Genomic DNA, 268 nt, shown 5'->3' with positions numbered 1-268 from the left:
GATAGATTATGCCAATGGCAAGGAAGAGGCAGGTCAGCTTATCGGATACCAAATACTACCACTGTATTTCCCGGTGTGTGCGGCGCGCATTCTTGTGTGGTGAAGACCGTTTAACGGGTAAGTCATATGAACATCGACGAGACTGGGTCGAGGAAAAATTACTGGCTCTGGCCAAGGAAAGTTACAAGGACACCCACCCTAAACTGGCGTGCGGAATGTACGCCGTCTACCTTTAGGTATTACTCATGGATTGAGGATGATAGATTAT

1 pseudogene is annotated in these 268 nt (G+C 47.4%); it reads left to right on the top strand.

Features of this window, described 5'->3' with window-relative positions:
* Positions 1-8 precede the first annotated feature (8 nt).
* Positions 9-176: pseudogene (locus ACXAH1_RS24790) on the top strand (transposase); the annotation flags it as partial.
* Between the last annotated feature and the right edge of the window lie 92 nt (positions 177-268).

Source organism: Pseudoalteromonas sp. AWH4_217 (assembly GCF_056161105.1).
This window is presented reverse-complemented; position numbering and strand designations above follow the sequence as displayed.